The 14,333-nt window shown below is 68.4% G+C and carries 17 protein-coding genes and 1 tRNA gene; 13 read left to right on the top strand and 5 right to left on the bottom strand.

The features are described from left to right. Positions 1-46: 46 nt before the first annotated feature. Positions 47-2,734 carry an Rne/Rng family ribonuclease gene (locus BQ2383_RS17955; protein WP_244176044.1) on the top strand — a complete coding sequence of 896 codons (2,688 nt, stop codon included), beginning with the start codon at positions 47-49 and terminating at the stop codon, positions 2,732-2,734. Here BQ2383_RS17955 and BQ2383_RS17950 read toward each other — a convergent pair. Next, entirely contained in the window at positions 2,699-2,965 is a 267-nt protein-coding gene (locus BQ2383_RS17950; RefSeq protein WP_091037051.1) for a DUF4031 domain-containing protein, read from the bottom strand. The two genes, BQ2383_RS17955 and BQ2383_RS17950, sit on opposite strands and share 36 nt — an antisense overlap. A 245-nt stretch (positions 2,966-3,210) precedes the next feature. On the opposite strand from BQ2383_RS17950, the gene rplU reads away from it, so the two are divergent. The 11 genes from rplU to BQ2383_RS17895 all read left to right on the top strand — a co-directional run bounded on the left by rplU (position 3,211) and on the right by BQ2383_RS17895 (position 10,998). Beyond that, complete coding sequence (rplU, locus tag BQ2383_RS17945) at positions 3,211-3,519, top strand: 50S ribosomal protein L21 (protein ID WP_028501602.1); 309 nt, start codon at positions 3,211-3,213, stop codon at positions 3,517-3,519. 18 nt (positions 3,520-3,537) lie between these two features. Continuing rightward, positions 3,538-3,795, top strand: coding sequence for a 50S ribosomal protein L27 (gene rpmA / locus BQ2383_RS17940; RefSeq protein WP_028501603.1), 258 nt, complete (start codon positions 3,538-3,540; stop codon positions 3,793-3,795). Positions 3,796-3,895: 100 nt separating this feature from the next. Beyond that, positions 3,896-5,395, top strand: a complete 1,500-nt coding sequence (obgE, locus tag BQ2383_RS17935; RefSeq protein ID WP_091037049.1) for a GTPase ObgE — start codon at positions 3,896-3,898, stop codon at positions 5,393-5,395. Beyond that, the gene (gene proB / locus BQ2383_RS17930) at positions 5,392-6,177 is read left to right on the top strand and encodes a glutamate 5-kinase (RefSeq protein WP_091037048.1); all 786 of its coding nucleotides are present in this window, start codon (positions 5,392-5,394) and stop codon (positions 6,175-6,177) included. The genes obgE and proB overlap by 4 nt, the downstream gene beginning before the upstream one ends. 9 nt (positions 6,178-6,186) lie before the next feature. Beyond that, positions 6,187-7,440, top strand: a complete 1,254-nt coding sequence (locus BQ2383_RS17925) for a glutamate-5-semialdehyde dehydrogenase (RefSeq protein WP_091037046.1) — start codon at positions 6,187-6,189, stop codon at positions 7,438-7,440. A 67-nt stretch (positions 7,441-7,507) separates the two neighbouring features. After that, positions 7,508-7,732 carry a hypothetical protein gene (locus BQ2383_RS17920; RefSeq protein WP_091037043.1) on the top strand — a complete coding sequence of 75 codons (225 nt, stop codon included), beginning with the start codon at positions 7,508-7,510 and terminating at the stop codon, positions 7,730-7,732. 6 nt (positions 7,733-7,738) lie between these two features. Next, entirely contained in the window at positions 7,739-8,344 is a 606-nt protein-coding gene (gene nadD / locus BQ2383_RS17915; protein WP_091037040.1) for a nicotinate-nucleotide adenylyltransferase, read from the top strand. Further along, positions 8,341-9,546, top strand: coding sequence for a hypothetical protein (locus tag BQ2383_RS17910; RefSeq protein WP_091037037.1), 1,206 nt, complete (start codon positions 8,341-8,343; stop codon positions 9,544-9,546). The genes nadD and BQ2383_RS17910 overlap by 4 nt, the downstream gene beginning before the upstream one ends. Next, positions 9,546-9,926 carry a ribosome silencing factor gene (gene rsfS, locus BQ2383_RS17905; RefSeq protein ID WP_091037033.1) on the top strand — a complete coding sequence of 127 codons (381 nt, stop codon included), beginning with the start codon at positions 9,546-9,548 and terminating at the stop codon, positions 9,924-9,926. The genes BQ2383_RS17910 and rsfS overlap by 1 nt, the downstream gene beginning before the upstream one ends. Before the next feature lies 1 nt (position 9,927). Then, positions 9,928-10,617: an SDR family oxidoreductase gene (locus BQ2383_RS17900; RefSeq protein ID WP_091037030.1), complete on the top strand. Its 690-nt coding sequence runs from the start codon at positions 9,928-9,930 to the stop codon at positions 10,615-10,617. Positions 10,618-10,713: 96 nt separating this feature from the next. After that, the gene (locus BQ2383_RS17895; RefSeq protein ID WP_091037028.1) at positions 10,714-10,998 is read left to right on the top strand and encodes a hypothetical protein; all 285 of its coding nucleotides are present in this window, start codon (positions 10,714-10,716) and stop codon (positions 10,996-10,998) included. Between the two features lie 78 nt (positions 10,999-11,076). Here the strand turns inward: BQ2383_RS17895 and BQ2383_RS17890 are convergent, their stop codons facing one another. The 3 genes from BQ2383_RS17890 to BQ2383_RS17880 all read right to left on the bottom strand — a co-directional run bounded on the left by BQ2383_RS17890 (position 11,077) and on the right by BQ2383_RS17880 (position 12,005). Further along, entirely contained in the window at positions 11,077-11,259 is a 183-nt protein-coding gene (locus tag BQ2383_RS17890; protein WP_091037025.1) for a hypothetical protein, read from the bottom strand. A 103-nt stretch (positions 11,260-11,362) separates the two neighbouring features. Continuing rightward, positions 11,363-11,824 (bottom strand): SRPBCC domain-containing protein, encoded by a 462-nt coding sequence (locus BQ2383_RS17885; protein WP_091037021.1) that lies wholly within the window; start codon positions 11,822-11,824, stop codon positions 11,363-11,365. Between the two features lie 108 nt (positions 11,825-11,932). Continuing rightward, positions 11,933-12,005 (bottom strand) — tRNA-Ala (locus tag BQ2383_RS17880). Between the two features lie 137 nt (positions 12,006-12,142). Here BQ2383_RS17880 and BQ2383_RS17875 point away from each other — a divergent pair. Next, a complete protein-coding gene (locus BQ2383_RS17875; RefSeq protein ID WP_167381659.1) occupies positions 12,143-13,213 on the top strand; it encodes an NAD(P)-binding domain-containing protein in 1,071 nt (356 codons plus the stop codon). On the opposite strand, the gene BQ2383_RS17870 is transcribed toward BQ2383_RS17875, so the two are convergent. Further along, complete coding sequence (locus tag BQ2383_RS17870) at positions 13,200-14,222, bottom strand: DUF2804 domain-containing protein (protein WP_091037667.1); 1,023 nt, start codon at positions 14,220-14,222, stop codon at positions 13,200-13,202. The genes BQ2383_RS17875 and BQ2383_RS17870 overlap by 14 nt on opposite strands. Between the last annotated feature and the right edge of the window lie 111 nt (positions 14,223-14,333).

Here is a 14,333-nt window from a genome sequence, read left to right as displayed (position 1 = left end):
GAGATTTCACGGAGCACCAGTGCCCCGTGCAGGGAGTAAGCCAGAGATGGCCGATGAGAACAATGACAACAACGTACCTACCCTCGACTTCCCGGCTGACGCCGCGGGACCGCTGACGGAGCCCACGGCTCCCGAGGCCGACGACCCCCACGGGTCGACGAGCGAGGGCGACGCCGCATCGGATGCAGCGGAAGCTGCCGCCGATGCCGCTGCCGACGATGTCGCTGCCGGCTACGCGGCTGCGGAAGACGCCGCCGCCGCTGCGGATGACGCTGCGGCGGGCGCCGTCGCGGATGCCGCTGCAGACGACGAGGCTGCCGCGGTGATCGCTGCCGAGGCTGCGAACGCATCCGGATCCGAGGCCGAAGCCGAGGCCGAGGCAGACGCTACGGCGGAGAGCGGCGATGCCGTGGCTCCCTCGGATGCCGACGTCGAGGCGATGTCCGAGGCGATCGTCGAAGAGAGCGCTGTGAGGGACGAGGCTGCCGAAGAAGCGTCCGGTGCCGAGACCTCCGCCGAGGAGTCTGCAGGACAGGCTGACGCTGCCACCGAGACGCCCGTCGAGGAACCTGTCGAGGAGAAGGCTCCGGCTGCTCCCGAGGCTCCGGCTGCGGTGACCGCCGTGTCGCTCGGGCTGCTGCCCGAGGTCTTCGTGTCGCAGGTCTCCACGCAACTGCACTTCTACGCCCCCGAGGTCATCCCGCTGCCGGCACGCCCCGACCGCGGAGAGCGCATCTTCGACCGCATCGCCGAGCGCGAGCAGCCGCAGGACGACTCCTCGGGTCGTGGCCGCGGTCGCGGCCGCCGCCGTGGCGGATCCGACGGAGACGACCAGCGCGAAGAGCCGCGTCAGCGTCAGCGTGTCGTCGAGTACATCACCGAGCCGAAGGCCATCAAGGGCTCCACGCGGCTCGAGGCGAAGAAGCAGCGCCGCCGCGACGGACGTGACGCCGGTCGGCGTCGTCCCGTCGTCACCGAGGCGGAGTTCCTCGCGCGTCGCGAGTCGGTCGACCGCAAGATGGTCGTGCGCTCCAAGAACGGCCGCACGCAGATCGGCGTCCTCGAAGACGGTGTCCTCGTCGAGCACTACGTCGCCCGCAACCAGGACGCATCGCTGATCGGCAACGTGTACCTCGGCCGCGTCCAGAACGTGCTGCCGAGCATGGAGGCCGCGTTCGTCGACATCGGTCGCGGCCGCAACGCCGTGCTGTACTCCGGTGAGGTCGACTGGGACGGCGTGGAGACCGGCAACCAGCCGCGACGCATCGAGCTCGCGCTCAAGCCCGGCGATCGCGTGCTCGTGCAGGTCACGAAGGACCCGGTCGGGCACAAGGGTGCGCGCCTCACCAGCCAGATCTCCCTTCCCGGCCGCTACCTGGTCTACGTACCCGGCGGCTCGATGAACGGCATCAGCCGCAAGCTTCCCGACAACGAGCGTGCGCGACTCAAGCGGATCCTCAAGGAGGTCCTCCCCGAGTCGTCCGGTGTGATCGTGCGCACCGCCGCCGAGGGCGCGACCGAGGACCAGCTCACGCGCGATGTGCAGCGCCTCACCGCGCAGTGGGAGCACGTCCAGAAGCAGGTCGAGAACCAGCAGGCTCCGGCCCTCCTGCACGCGGAGCCCGACCTGCTCGTGAAGATCGTCCGTGACGTCTTCAACGAGGACTTCACCAAGATGCTGATCCAGGGCGAGGACGCGCAGCAGACCATCCGCGCCTACCTGGAGAGCGTCGCGCCCGACCTGCTCGAGCGTGTCGAGGCCTACGAAGAGGAGACCGACCCGTTCGACGCGTTCCGTATCACGGAGCAGATCGAGAAGGCCCTCGACCGTAAGGTCTGGCTTCCGTCGGGTGGTTCGCTCGTGATCGACCGCACCGAGGCCATGACCGTCGTCGACGTCAACACCGGCAAGTTCGTCGGGTCCGGCGGAAACCTCGAAGAGACGGTCACCAAGAACAACCTCGAGGCTGCCGAGGAGATCGTCCGCCAGCTGCGACTGCGCGACATCGGCGGCATCATCGTGGTCGACTTCATCGACATGGTGCTCGAGTCCAACCGTGACCTCGTGCTCCGCCGTCTGATCGAGTGCCTGAGCCGTGACCGGACGAAGCACCAGGTCGCCGAGGTCACCTCTCTCGGTCTCGTGCAGATGACCCGCAAGAAGCTCGGACTCGGGCTCCTCGAGACCTTCAGCGAGGCGTGCGAGGTCTGCGCCGGCCGCGGCGTCATCGTGCATCACGATCCGGTCGTGAAGCACCGCTCCAGCAACAACGGCGGCAGCAGCAACGGCAACGGCCAGAGCGGTCGTCGTCAGCGCGGCGGCAACGGCAACAACGGCGGCAACGGTCAGAATCAGAGTGCGCCGGCGGTCCCGACTGTGACCCACAGCATCACCGAGGGTGCCAAGTCGGCGCTGGCTCAGATCGCCGCTTCCACGATCGTTCCGGCTGCGGAAGGCGCTACAGAGGCGGAGACCGCCCCGGCAGCGGCCGAGGCGCCGACGGCGGCCGAGCGGCCCAAGAAAGCCCGCAAGAAGCGCGGTGGCGATCGTTCGGCACCGAAGTCACCGGCAGAGCAGCTGCTCGACTCGGTTCTCGACGCCCTTCCGGAGCCGAAGGCTCCTGGTCAGGGTCGGGGTCGCCGTCGGGTGAGCACGGCCGCACTCACCGGCACTCCGGTGTCGGTGAACTCCGAGCCGTCAGCGCCGGTCACGGCCGCGGACTCGGAGTCCTGAGGCGATCAGCCGGCGCACCAGCTCCTTGCCCTTCACAGGGCGGGCACCGGCGATGACGAGCCGGGGGATCATCTCCTCCGGCACGTCGTAATGGTCGAGGTCGAAGGCGCGCGCCGGCACATCGTTCGCCTTCGCGAAGGCGTGCAGCTCATCGAGGCTCTCGTCGCTGACCAGGTGCGCCCACAGGCGTCCGTGGGCGGGCCAGAGGGGGTCGTCGACGAGAACGGTCACCTCGTCAGCCTACGGCCGCTCCGGACGTGGGCGGCCGCGGAGCGACACACGGAGGCGCGGGAGCGGCCCGCTTTGCGACACCGACCCGCATCCGGTAAAGTAGTCCCTTGGTGCGTATGCCGCGTCGTCCTCGTCGGTCGAAGCGGAGAGTCTTGCGTTCGCGCCCGCCGTTCTGCGGCGCATGCAAGCAACAGTCTTCCCGTGAGATCTCGGAGCCGCGAGCTCCCCAACGAAACAGGTATGAAGTGGTTTACGCAGTAGTGCGCGCCGGTGGGCGGCAGGAGAAGGTCGAGGTCGGCACGATCGTTCAGCTCGACCGTGTCAAGGCTGCCCAGGGCGAGAAGATCGAGCTGGCTGCAGTGCTGCTCGTCGACGGCGCCACGGTGACCACCGACGCTGACTCGCTGGCGAAGGTCAAGGTCACGGCTGAGGTCATCGGCAACCTCCGCGGCCCGAAGATCATCATCCAGAAGTACAAGAACAAGACCGGTTACAAGAAGCGCCAGGGCCACCGTCAGGAGCTCACGCGCGTCAAGATCACCGGCATCAAGTAAGCCCGAGGGGACTAGGACATGGCACATAAAAAGGGCGCAAGCTCAACCCGTAACGGTCGTGACTCCAACGCTCAGCGCCTCGGCGTGAAGCGTTTCGGTGGTCAGCAGGTCCTCGCCGGCGAGATCATCGTCCGCCAGCGCGGCACGCACTTCCACCCCGGCGTCAACGTCGGCCGTGGTGGCGACGACACGCTGTTCGCTCTGGCCGCCGGTGCGGTCCAGTTCGGAGCGAAGGGCGGCCGCAAGGTCGTCAACATCGTCGCTGCAGCTGAGTGATCTCAGCACGACACTAGTCATCCGGTTCGGGGCGGGCTTCGGCTCGCCCCGTCCGTGTATCTGCACACAGTCATAAACAGGAACCCAGGGGAACCCGCACATGGTCACGTTCGTCGACACCGTCACACTGCACCTGCGTGCGGGTAAGGGCGGCGGCGGTTGCGTCTCCGTGCACCGCGAGAAGTTCAAGCCGCTCGGCGGCCCCGACGGGGGCAACGGCGGCGACGGCGGCGACATCGTGCTCGTCGCCGACCCGCAGACCGGCACGCTGCTCTCGTACCACCACTCGCCGCACCGTTCCTCGGGCAACGGCGGTCCCGGAATGGGCGACCACCGCTCCGGTTTCCTCGGCGAGACGCTCGAACTGCTGGTTCCGGTGGGCACCGTGGTGAAGAACACCGCGGGCGAGGTCCTGATCGACATGATCATCCCGGGTGAGCGGTTCGTCGTCGCCAAGGGCGGGATGGGTGGGCTGGGCAACGCGGCTCTGGCCACTCCGAAGCGCAAGGCTCCCGGTTTCGCACTGCTGGGTACGCCCGGGTATGAGGGCGATGTCGTCCTCGAGCTGAAGACCGTCGCCGACATCGCGCTCGTGGGCTACCCGTCCGCGGGCAAGTCGAGCCTGATCGGCGCGATCTCGGCAGCACGACCCAAGATCGCGGACTACCCGTTCACCACCCTGCACCCCAACCTGGGTGTCGTGCAGGTGGGCGATTTCCGTTACACGGTCGCCGACGTTCCCGGCCTCATCGAGGGCGCGAGCGAGGGGCGTGGCCTCGGACTCGAGTTCCTCCGCCATGTCGAGCGCTGCTCGGCTCTGCTGCACGTCCTCGACTGCGCCACCCTCGAGCCCGGGCGCGACCCGATCTCCGACCTCGATGTCATCCTCGCCGAACTCGGCGCCTACGAGGTGCCCGAGGGCCAGACTCCGCTGCTCGAGCGCCCGCAGTTCATCGCGCTGAACAAGGTCGACGTGCCCGAGGCGCGCGATCTCGCCGAACTGGTGCGCCCCGACCTCGAAGCGCGTGGATTCCGCGTGTTCGAGATCTCCACGGTCTCGCACGAGGGCCTGCGCCCGCTCACGTTCGCGCTGGGCGAGCTCGTCGAGAAGGCCCGCGCCGAAGCCGCGCTCGAGACCCCGCCGGAGCGCGTCGTCATCCGCCCGCGTGGCCCCAAGAAGGGGTTCACCATACGGGTCGAGGGCGGCACCTACGGCAACGTCTACCGCATCATGGGAGAGAAGCCGGTGCGCTGGGTCCAGCAGACCGACTTCCAGAACGAGGAGGCCGTGGGCTACCTCGCCGATCGTCTCGAGAAGCTCGGCGTCGAGGATGAGCTCTTCCGCCTCGGTGCGGTGCAGGGATCGACCGTCGTGATCGGCGAGGGCGACAGCATCGTCTTCGACTGGGAGCCCACGATGACCTCGGCAGCAGAGCTCATGAGCGCTCCGCGTGGTACCGACCCCCGTCTCGCGCCGAACGCGCGTCGGACGACATCAGAGCGCCGCGAGCAGTACTACGAGCGCATGGATGCCAAGGCCGAGGCTCGTGCAGAGGTGGAGACCCAGCGCCTGGCCGCGTACCGCGAGGACGGCGAGTGACCGCACGCACCCGCGCCGATCTGGCGACCGCGTCACGCATCGTCGTCAAGGTCGGGTCGTCCTCGATCAGCGGTGAGTCGTCGTGGCGCATCCCCGTCATCGTCGAGGCCCTCGCCGCGGCGCACGCCCGTGGCGCAGAGGTCGTGCTGGTGTCCTCCGGCGCGATCGCCTCCGGGATCCCTTTCCTGCGTCTGGACTCGCGGCCGAACGACCTCGCCACCCAGCAGGCGGCCGCGGCCGTGGGGCAGAACATCCTCATGTACCGGTATCAGGAATCGCTTCGCCCGTTCGACATCGTCGCCGGTCAAGTCCTCCTCACCACCGGCGACCTGGAGCATCCCACCTCGCGCTCGAACGCCCGGCGCGCGATGGAGCGACTTCTCGGCCTGCGGACCCTGCCGATCGTCAATGAGAACGACACCGTCGCGACCCAGGAGATCCGGTTCGGCGACAACGACCGTCTCGGGGCCCTGGTCGCGCAGCTGATCGAGGCCGACGCGCTCATCCTCCTGAGCGACATCGAGTCGCTGTACACGAAGCCGCCGACGGACCCGGGTGCGGAGCCGATCGACATCGTCGCGCCCGATGCCGATCTCACCGGGCTCGAATTCGGTGCGACCGTGGTCAACAGCGTCGGCACCGGGGGAGCAGCCACCAAGGTCTCGGCCGCACGTCTGGCTGCCGCGTCCGGCATCGGCGTGCTCGTCACCAGCGCTGATCTGGTGGACAAGGCGCTCTCCGGCGCCGAAATAGGGACCTGGTTCGAACCCGCCAGCTCATAAACTGGACGGATGACCGACCAGACCCCGCAGGCGCGCCTGGAGCGCGCCAAAGAGGCCTCCCGCGCCACCGCAGCCCTGACCAGCGCTGACAAGGCCCGCGTGCTCGAAGCCATCGCGCTCGCGCTCCTGGCGGACACGCCGCGCATCATCGAGGCGAACGGTCGTGACATCTCGCGCGGGCAGCGCGACGGCATCGGTGATTCCCTGATCGATCGGCTGCGCCTCGACGAGAAGCGCGTCGCGGCTCTGGCCACCGCCGTGCGCGAGGTCGCCGCTCTCCCCGACCCCGTCGGGCGCGTGGTCGGCGGGCACCGGATGCCCAACGGCGTGGCGCTCGAGCAGGTGCGGGTTCCGTTCGGTGTGGTCGGCGCGATCTACGAAGCCCGACCCAACGTGACCGTCGACATCGCCGCGCTCGCGCTGCGATCGGGCAATGCGGTGGTGCTGCGCGGTGGCAGCGCCGCTCACGATTCCAACGCCGTGCTCGTGGAGATCATGCGTGCGGCGGTCGAGAGCGCCGGCCTCACGGCGGAGGCGATCCAGACCGTCGACGATTTCGGACGCGACGGCGCGAAGGCTCTCATGCACGGTCGCGGCTTCATCGACGTCCTGATCCCGCGGGGGAGCGCAGGCCTCATCGAGACCGTCGTGACGGAGTCGACCGTGCCCGTCATCGAGACCGGAGCCGGTAACGTCCACATCTTCCTCGACGAGACCGCTCCCGACGACTGGGCGCGTGACATCGTCGTGAATGCCAAGGTGCAGCGTCCGAGCGTGTGCAACGCGGTCGAGACGGTCCTCGTCCACCGTCAGGCTGCGCCGCGGCTCGTGCCGCTGGTGGCCAGCGCTCTCCAGAGCGAGGGCGTCGCGATCCACGGCGACGACATGGTCGTGGGGCTCATGTCCAACGTGATCCCCGCCACCGAGGAGGACTGGGAGACCGAATACCTGAGCCTCGACATCGCGATGAAGGTCGTCGACTCGCTCGACGAGGCACTAGCGCACATCCGCCGGTACAGCACGGGGCACACCGAGTCGATCATCACGACGGATTCCCGCAATGCCGAGCGGTTCCTTGCGGAGGTCGACTCGGCCGTGGTCATGGTGAACGCGTCCACACGATTCACCGACGGAGGCGAGTTCGGGTTCGGGGCGGAGGTCGGCATCTCGACCCAGAAACTGCATGCGCGGGGACCGATGGGGCTCTCCGAGCTGACCAGCACGAAATGGCTCGCGCGTGGGTCGGGGCAGACGCGCGGCTGAGGGCTAGACTGGGGGACGCTGTAACCCCCACAGGATCCCGAACAGCACGCCACGAAACGGAGCCAGGATGAACCTCGTCGCACAGATCGCGATGGCCGCTGCCGAAACCGAGCACCACGGCAACGTCGCGCTCGAGACGCTGATCTTCGGGGTCATCGCCGCGATCGTGTTCGGCGCACTCGGCCTCGTGACGTTCTCGTACAAGAACGTCGCCAACCGTCATTCGGCGAAGGCCGAGGCGTGGGCCGCGCAGCACGGCAAGGACAGCCACGAGGCGGGACACGGCCACTAGGCCCGCATGAACGACGCTGCGACCACGCGCCCCCCGCGCATTGGCGTGATGGGCGGCACGTTCGACCCCATCCACCATGGCCACCTGGTCGCAGCCAGCGAGGTCGCGAACTCCTTCGGCCTCGACGAGGTCGTCTTCGTACCCACTGGGCATCCGTGGCAGAAGTCCGGCGTCTCGCCGAGTGAGCATCGCTATCTCATGACGGTGATCGCGACCGCCTCGAACCCGCAGTTCACGGTGAGCCGCGTCGACATCGCCCGCGAAGGCCCCACCTACACGATCGACACGCTGCGCGATCTGAAGCGCGATCGACCCGACGCCGAGCTCTTCTTCATCACGGGAGCCGACGCCGTGGCGCAAATTCTCAGTTGGAGGGACCATGATGAGTTGTGGGAGTTGGCCCACTTCGTCGCGGTCTCACGCCCTGGACATGTCCTGAGCACAGACGGCCTCCCGAGCGACAACGTCAGCCAACTGGAAGTGCCGGCGCTGTCGATCTCGTCGACAAACTGCCGTGAACGCGTTCGCGACGATCAGCCGGTCTGGTACCTGGTCCCTGATGGGGTCGTTCAGTACATCGCGAAGCATCATCTGTATCGGAGCAAGGCATGAGTACATCGGATCAGCAAGGGCACGGTCCGCTGACGCGCAAGCAGCTGCGGGAGATCCGGTTGACGGGATCGAACCCGGTGATTTCCAGCGAGGAGGCCGCCGCGGCGGCCGAGGCCGCGCCTCCCGCGCCCCCGTTGCCCCGTGCTGCAGAACCCGTCCAGATCGAACCGGCACCGCTGCCGGTCCCCGTCGCCGACGAAGCGAACGGTGATGCCCCGCTGACCCGCCGCCAGGTTCGCGAGCAGGAGAAGGCCCGCACCGGTTCCGTCTCCGTGATCGGTGCCGACGAGGCAGAGGCGGCATCACCCGCCGAGGAGTCCGAGGCAGCACCCGCAGAGCCGCTCGAAGAAGAGGCACCGCAGCAGGAGGAAGCTCCCGCGGTGGCCGCTGCAGAAAAGCCTGCCGAGATCGTCTCCGGGGTCCCGGACTTCGCTCCTACCGTCGACGCCGGTGATGACGATGACGACGATGTGGATGACGAGGTCGCCATCGCGCCCGTCAGTGCATCCGTCGCGGCCGACACGGTCGGCGACGTCCCGCTCGAGGCTGTCGACACCCCCGCAGACGCAGCCGTCGACGAAGACGATGTCGAGGCGGCGCTCGGCCTTCCCGTCGAGGGCAGCGATGAGGCCGTCGACGGCGATGTCCTCGCCGACGTGGACGATGCCGACGAAGACGACGAAGACGACACGGAGCGTCCCACGGTCAACTCCTCCTTCGGAGAAGGCCTTCTCGCTGACGCCCCCGAAGTCCACACACCCTTCCGGCCGTCCTTCGACGAACTGATCGGCGTGGGAGACTCCACGGGATCGCAGCACTCCGCTCCCAACGCGCTGATCTTCACCCCGTCGCCGGGGGAGGGCTCACTGTCCGGCCCGGTCGCGTCGACCGGAGAGATCCTCGTCACCGGCTCCTACGAGCTGCCGCAGGGCATGGGCTCGCAGGGGCACGCACTCGGCACCACCGATGGCAAGGACATCGACGCCGTTCTCATCGATGGCGAGCTGCCGCCGGCATCCTCGCCCACGCCGATCGCCGCGAGTGCGGCCGTCAGCACCATCAAGCCCGCCGGAGAAGTCATCCGGCCTCCGGCCCCCGAGAAGGGGAACCGACTGATGGTGACCCTCGCCATCATCGCCGGCGGACTCGCCCTCGCGATCGGCGTCGTTCTCGTCATCGCCTTCACTACGAAAATGATCTGATGCAATCACCTGAAACCGCCGAAGAGATGCTGCGCCTCGCAGCACAAGCCGCCATCGACAAGGGTGGTGAGGATCTCGTCGCGCTCAACGTCTCCGAGCCGCTCCCGCTCGTCGACATCTTCCTGCTCGTCACGGGAAACAGTGAGCGCAACGTCGCCGCGATCGCGGACGAGATCGAGGACCGGCTGATCGAGTCCGGTCACAAGCGCGTGCGTCGCGAGGGGCGGGCGGAGGCCCGCTGGGTGCTGCTCGACTTCGGCGACCTGATCGTGCACGTCTTCCACCAGGAGGAGCGCGTCTACTACGGACTCGAGCGCCTCTGGAAGGACTGCCCGGTCGTTCCGATCGACGTGGCCGAGCCAGCGGCCGACGCCAGCTGACATGACCACGCACCTGATCACCGGTGCGGGCTCCGGCATCGGGTCCGTTCTCGCCCGGCGGTTGCTGGACCGTGGCGATGCCGTGGTGGCGATGGCTCGGGATGCGGGGCGTGCCAAGCAGATCGCGGACGACCTTCCCGGGGCGTCCGTCATCGTCGGCGACCTCGCGCAGCCCGGGCGCCTGTCGTGGGCGCTGTCGAAGCAGCAGCTGCCCGACCGCATCGACTCGCTGGTGCATGTCGCCGGTGTCGTCGACCTCGGCGACGTGGCTGATCTGCCGGCCGCGCTGTGGGAGCAGCAGCTCGCCGTCAATCTCGTCGCTCCCGCCGAGCTCACCCGGCTCCTCCTTCCGGTGCTGCGCGTGTCGCAGGGGCAGGTGGTGTTCGTGAACTCCGGCGCCGGCCTGCGCGCCAACGCCGGATGGTCCGCGTATGCCGCGTCCAAGCACGGCCTCAAAGCTCTGGCCGATGCTCTGCGCGCCGAGGAGGCCTCGCACGGAGTCCGTGTGACCTCGATCTACCCCGGCCGCACGGCGACGCCGATGCAGGAGCGTGTGCACCAGCAGGAGGGGCAGGCGTACGACGCAGAACGCTACGCCACACCGGAGGCGGTCGTGACGACCATTCTCACGGCGCTCGACCTTCCGCGTGACGCGGAGATCACCGATCTGACGGTGCGCCCCGGCCGCTGAGCCGATCCGGCATCCTCCGCTGGCGATGTCAAGGGGCTTCTCTTCGGGGCGGTGATGGCACAGGCTCTCCTTGAGAGAGTCCTGGAGGGCCCCCACATGTCTGAACTTCCCGATCCGCGCTTCATGTTGAATCGCATCACCGCGTCGGAATGGGTGATCAACGACCTTCGGTACCCGCCGAACGATCCGCGGCATGTGGTCGCGTGCGTCTACGAACTCGCCGAGACCGAGGTCGAGGTGACCTGGCTCCGCGACCTGCCGCTCGCAACCCGCTACGGAACCGCGTTCGAAGTGCTCGAGGACGTCGAACGGATGCGCGGTTCCAGCCGTGCTACCCGTCCGATCAGCATTCCGCACCGGCCGCCGCTGATGGCGACCTGACCGTCTCCACCACGCCGTACAGAAGCGCACCCCCTCGATGCTCGAGGGGGTGCGCTTCTGAGTTGTCCGCTGACCTGTTCAGATCAGAGGGTCTTCCTCGTCCGCTCCTGCGGCGACGCGATCGGCCTCGGCGCTGTCGACGAGAGCGTCGTCGACATCCGGATCGAGCACGCGCTCACCGTCGACGTCCCTGGTGGGCACACCGGCCGCGTCGTCATCGTGAGGGACGGGAGGCACCGGAGGAATGATGGGGTTCGACATGATCGCATCCTTTCGTCGAGGTGCGTTCACGCTAGAACCCGGAGCGTGCGGACTGAACCGGGTTGACGCCTGCGAAGTCGCACGCTACCCACGGCGCCGGGATTCAGGGCTCGAGATAGGCTGCGAGATTCGCCAGCGACGACGTCAGCCCCTGTGCGTGGTCGCGGGCACGGACGCCCTGGGGCACGTCGCGTGCGGTCAGCTCGACCTCCGTCCCCTCCTCGACGCTGCGGACGCGCCACTCCATCCGCATCGTGCCGTGGAACGCCGGGTCAGCGGAGTCGAAGTCGACCTCCTGCACGATGAGCTCGCCCGGCACGATCCGCGTCACGCGGACCTCGGAGGCGTCTGAGTCGGCCGAGGTCTTGCCCGGCGCGTCGGTGGGGTCCTCGTACGTGAGAACAAGTCGATAGGAGCCGCCTTCGCGCATGTCGAAGCGCTCGAATCGCCCGTGCATCCCGTGGGGAGGCAGCCAGGAGAGCAGCGCCTCGCGACTGGTCAAGGCGTCGAACGCTTCGTCGCGGCCGACGTGGAGGAGGAGGCTGGCGCGGTCGGTTCTACTCATGTCGTCAGCCTATGGCGGCGGCGTTCCGCGCGGCTCCGGGTGATCACCTCAGCCTCGAAAGGAGCGCGGAAAAACAAGAAAACCCGCGATCTCTCGCGGGTTTCGTTGTGGACCTGGGGGGACTCGAACCCCCGACCCCCTGCATGCCATGCAGGTGCGCTACCAGCTGCGCCACAGGCCCAGATGCCGCTCCCTAGAAGCCGGAGCAACTTGAAAAGAGTACTACACGAATCCGCGCGAGCACCAATCGGCGGCGGCCGCCCGGGAGTGTCGTCATCCGGCTGGAACAACCGCGGGGAGCGGGGCGTTCTGTTCTTCGTGAGCATCCTCGACAGTCTGGTGATCGGCGCAGGGCAGGCCGGTCTCTCGGCATCCTTCCACCTGTCGCGGCTGGGCATCTCGCATGTGGTCCTCGACGCGGATGAGCGACCTGGAGGCGCTTGGCAGCATCGCTGGGATGCCCTCACGATGCGCGACGTGCACGGCGTCGCCGAGCTGCCCGGCGACACGCCTCCGCCGCGTGACGGAGCCCGCGCCAACGTCGCGGTCCCCGACTACTTCGCGGCATACGAGCGCGCGCATGCTCTCCCCGTGCTCCGGCCGGTGCACGTCGAACGGGTCGACGACGAGGACGGACTCCTCGTCGTGCGAGCGCGGGAGGGGGAGTGGACGACCCGCACGCTGGTGAACGCGACGGGGACGTGGTCGCATCCGTTCCTCCCGCACTACCCCGGCATGGAGACCTTCGTCGGTGAGCAGCTGCACACGGTCGACTATCCCGGCCCCGAGCACTTCCTCGGCAAGCGGGTTCTCGTGGTGGGCGGTGGGGCGTCCGCGGTGCAGTTCCTCGGCGCCCTCGCCCCGATCACCGACACGCTCTGGGTCACCCGTCGGGAACCCGTGTGGCGGAACGACGACTTCACCCCCGAAGCCGGCGCCGCCGCGGTCGCTCTGGTCGAGCAGCGCGTCGCCGCGGGCCTCCCTCCCGAGAGCGTGGTCAGCGTCACCGGACTCATGCTGCGCCCGCAGGAGCGCGAAGCCGAGCGTCTGGGCGCCTATGCCGCACGGCGGCCGATGTTCGAGCGCATCGAGCCCGACGGCGTGCGCTGGGCCGACGGCAGCTTCGAGCGCGTCGACGTCATCCTCTGGGCCACGGGGTTCCGTCCGGCCATCAGTCACCTGGCGCCCCTGCATCTGCGCACCGCCGCCGGCGGCATCCAGCTCGACCGCAACGGGCGCGGAACCACCGCGGTCGCGGATCCGCGGGTGCAACTGGTCGGCTACGGCCCATCGGCGAGCACGATCGGCGCGAACCGTGCCGGACGCTCCGCGGCGAAAGGTGTGCAGCGCGCGCTGCGGTCCGCGGAAGCGAACGTCACCAGCGGTTGAGCACCTCTTCGGCGAAGCCCTCGATGCCGTCGACGCGCACCTGCGTACCCGTGTCGTCGCGCACCCAACCCGACCAGACGCCGAACAGCTGATCCGTCCGGCTGGCGATGACCAGCGCGTTCGTGCGCGACCTCTTGTCGTAGAAGGGGGTGAACGTGAGGTCGGCCGTCGTACCGTGCACCCGCCAGGGGTGCATGAACTGTTCGGGGTCGTAGTCCCACACGAGTTCCTCGCTGATCTTCGACAGACGTCCGTCGACGAGCAGCGCGTTCTCGGTCGCCCCGGAGCCATCGGTCCACTTCGCGCCGAGCTGCAACCCGATCGTTCGGCCGTCGACGGTGCCGCTGCCCGCCGCCCAGTTCCACTGGACGCGGTACGGCCAACGCCCGCGTCCGTGATCGAGCACCGCCCAGCTGCCCACCGGCACGTCGTGGGCGGTGCCGTCGATCGCGACGGAACCGGTCGTCGGCCGCGCCACATCCTTCACCGTGTACTGGAACCTGCGGATGTCGTCTCCACGACGCCAGGGCACGACCACGCCGAGCGACTCGTGCTCGGGCGGCCTGGCGGCGAGCAGGTCGAACGTCACCCGGGGAGCGGTGCCCCGCAGGCGCGTGCCGTCGAACACCTCGTCGACGTCCAGCGTGATCCGGCGGGTGCGGGCGTGCGCGGGGCCGTCTCCGAGCGATGCCGGCAGCGTCGCGGTGCGCGCACGGGGGGAGATCACCGTCGAGCCGATGTCCTCCCCGGTCGCACGGTCGAGCACCCAGACCTCGTGCAGCGCCAGGTAGTCGACGCACGACACGGTGAACGCGATGATGTGCGACGGCGTCATCACGTTCCAGTACTCCCAGCGCTTGTTGCGCCCCCAATGGCCTCGGCCGGGGATGCCGGAGGTGTCGTGCAGAGGCATTCGAGACCAGCCGAGCGCATCGCGGTTCAGGGCTCCGTCGGGAGTCGTGAGCGAGACGGGCGCGGTGATCTCGCGCTCGATCAGCGGTGTGGGCATCGTCGTCCTGCTGTCGGGAGGGATGCCGTTCGGGTCGGCATCGTTGCCCCGAGTGTAGAGGACCCGGTGTCGCTGAACGAGGGGCACGGCGCGCAGATCCGTGCTCGGGAG

The sequence above is a fragment of the Microbacterium oxydans genome (genome assembly GCF_900095745.1).
GTDB lineage: Bacteria > Actinomycetota > Actinomycetes > Actinomycetales > Microbacteriaceae > Microbacterium > Microbacterium oxydans_B.
This window is presented reverse-complemented; position numbering and strand designations above follow the sequence as displayed.